Annotated in this window: 1 protein-coding gene; it reads left to right on the top strand. The window is 58.1% G+C overall.

Annotation, left to right across the window (positions count from 1 at the left end; genetic code table 11):
- Positions 1-3,126 (top strand): dockerin type I domain-containing protein (locus AB1772_13245; GenBank protein MEW5797305.1); only part of this gene is annotated, 3,126 nt, incomplete at its 5' end.
- Positions 3,127-3,190 lie beyond the last annotated feature (64 nt).

Consider the following 3,190-nt stretch of genomic DNA (forward strand, 5'->3'; position numbering starts at 1 on the left):
ATTATCGCGCCGGAGGGGCCGTTTGTGATTTATGATGAGCATGCGGTCAACGATGCTCTGGGTAACAATGACGGCTTTGTTGATTGCGGCGAGTCGATCACGCTCGACATGCAGCTTCAGAATGTCGGGCCGGATACCGCCTTCAACGTGACGGCGACCCTGACGACTTCCGATGCTTATATAACCATCACCGACGGCACTGAATCCTTCGGCAACATTCCGGGTGATTTCGGCACGATGAATATCGCCGATGCTTTCGGCTTCGATGTCGCCGGCAGCACCCCTGACGGGCATATCGTATCCTTCGACCTGGCCGTGACCGGTTCCGATATCCGCGACACGACCTGGACGAGCGCCTTCACGGTGACGGTGCATGCCCCGACCGTGGCCTATGTTTCGGTGTCGATCGATGATGCCGCGGGCAACGGCAACGGGAGCCTCGACCCGGGTGAAACGGCCAATGTCGTGATCAATGTCGTCAACAACGGTTCGGCCGATGCTGTCGCGGTCAGCGGTGTTATCAGCGAAGAAGACACCTACGTGACCATCCTTGACGATCAGGGCTATTTCGGGACGATTAATTCCGGCGGCGGCACCGGCAATAACAGCGGTGATGTTTTTGTCGTTTCGGCGGATGAATCCTGCTCGATGGGTCATCTGCTGACGATGCATCTGGCCTTAACCGGCGACGGCGGCTATGGCATCACGCTCGATTTTGATTTTGTGGTGGGCGATCGGATCGTCTTCTACTTTGATGATTTCTCGTTCGACCAGGGCTGGACCGGCCTCGGCGGGACGGGTGAATGGACGATCGGCCCGGCCGTGGGCGGCCAGGGCGGTTCGGGCGCCGGCGATCCCTATGATGATCATACGGCCACCTCGGACGATTATGTTCTGGGTAACGACCTGACGCCGACCGACGGTGCCTACAGCGCTTCCATGAGCCAGACGTACTGGGTCTATTCACCGATGCTTGATCTGTCCGGTTTTGCGGGCGTGCAGATGCGCTACTTCCACTGGCTGGGCGTCGAGAGTTCGACCTACGATCATGCCACGCTGCAGGTCTACAACGGCACGGCGTGGGTGACGCTGTATACCAACTCCAGTACTGTCGATGAGAGCAGCTGGACGGAATCGTTCTATGATCTGTCATCGTATGCCGACGGCAATCAGGATTTCCAGATTCGTTTCGGTATCGGTCCGACCGACGGCAGCGGACAGTACTGCGGCTGGAATATCGACGATATCGAGCTGAAAGGTTACGGAGAGATACAGAGCGGTTCACCGCAAATAGTGCTGTTGCCGGAAGCACTGGCCGACAGCCTGCACCTTGGCGAGAGTACGGTTGATACGGTCAAGGTTTACAACACGGGTGAAGTCCTGCTTCGTCTGCGTTTCACCAGTCCCGACAGCTGGCTGATCTTCAGCACCGATCAGTACAATGTCCCGGCGGGCGACAGCCTGCTTCTTCCGGTGACGCTGTCGACGACCGGTCTGACGCCGGGCGATTACAGCGGCTCGCTCAATTACAGCTGCAACGATCCGCTCGACCCGAGCGGTGCGATTCCGGTCAGCATGCACATTTATTCGCCGGACATTCAGCTTCCGCAGGGTTCGATCGCCGAGACGGTGCAGCCGGATAGTCCGGTGATCGTTCCGTTCGTGATCAGCAATGCCGGTCCGGGCCGTCTGGAGTATGAGATTTCGCGGCTGATGTTCAACGGCAAGGATGCTCTGGTGGCGAAGACGGCGGCCGAGCCGACAGAGCCGCTGGGCTATTATCCGTCGGATGACAAGGGCGGCGAAGCGGAGCCGTTCTTTGCGGCCTCGACGAAGAGCAGCGGCGGGCCGGATGCCTGGGGTTATAACTGGGTAGATTCGGATGATCCGGCCGGTCCGGTTTACGAGTGGATCGATATCACGTCGCTCGGGACGATGACGGACAGTCTGGGAGATGATGACACGACGGCGGCGATACCGATCGGTTTCGATTTCCCGTTTTATGAGAATTTTTATAATACTTTGAATATATCGTCGAACGGCCTGGTCACGTTCGGCAAGGGGTCGACGGTTCGGACGAACACGAATCTTCCCAACAGTCTGGCGCCGAACAACCTGATTGCGGTCTGGTGGGACGATCTGGATCCGCGGACATCGGGTCATTTTTACTATTACCATGATGTCGCCAACGAGCGGTTCATTGTCAGTTTCATCGACATCCGCAACTATGCCAGCGGCGGCGGGACCGGTTCGCTGACATTCCAGGCGATCCTGTATCCGAACGGCAAGATTTTGCTGCAGTATGATCATATGGATCCTGGCACGGATGCGGCCGGTTTGGCGGGTTCGACAATCGGTATCGAGAACTCGGCCGGGACGGACGGACTGCCGGTGGTATATGATGCGGCGTATATGCATGATGACCTGGCGGTGTTGTTCACGGCGGCGAGCTGGCTGACGGTTGATCCGGGCTCGGGTATGATCGATCCGTTCAGTTCGGACACGATCATGGTCGGATTCGATGCGGCGGAACTGATTGACGGCGACTATAACGGTCAGTTGACGATCGCTTCGAACGATCCGGATACTCCGGAGCTGGCGGTACCGGTGACGATGACGGTGCAGGGCGTATTGATGCCGCCGCCGTCGCCGAGTTTGACCTCGCCTGCCGACGGCGCCACGGATGTTTCGCAGCCGGTTGTTCTTGACTGGGAGGATGTGACGACGGCGACACAGTATGAGGTTCAGGTCGATGTTACCGATGCTTTCACGACGGCGGTGAAGGATACGAGCTGTGCGGTGTCGCAGTGCCAGGTGACCGGTCTCGATGAGGGCGTGACCTTCTTCTGGCGGGTTCGGGCTCAGAATGAAGCCGGCTGGGGCGACTGGTGCGCCTGCCGGAACTTCACGACCGAGATCACGTGGGTTTGCGGCGATGCCAACGCCGACGGATCGGTTAACATCCTTGATGTGACCTATATTATCGCGTATTTGTATCGGCAGGGCCCGGCCCCCGATCCGCTGCTGAGCGCCGATGTTGACGGCAGCGGCGGGGTTACTATTCTGGATGTTAATTATCTGATCACATACATTTACAGAAGCGGCCCGGCGCCCCACTGCCAGTAACGAAACGACGAGAATAAATGAATAACACAACGGGGATGGAGTCACCACCTCCACCCCCGTTTTT

The organism is Candidatus Zixiibacteriota bacterium (genome assembly GCA_040752815.1).
Classification (GTDB): Bacteria; Zixibacteria; MSB-5A5; order GN15; family FEB-12; genus JAGGTI01.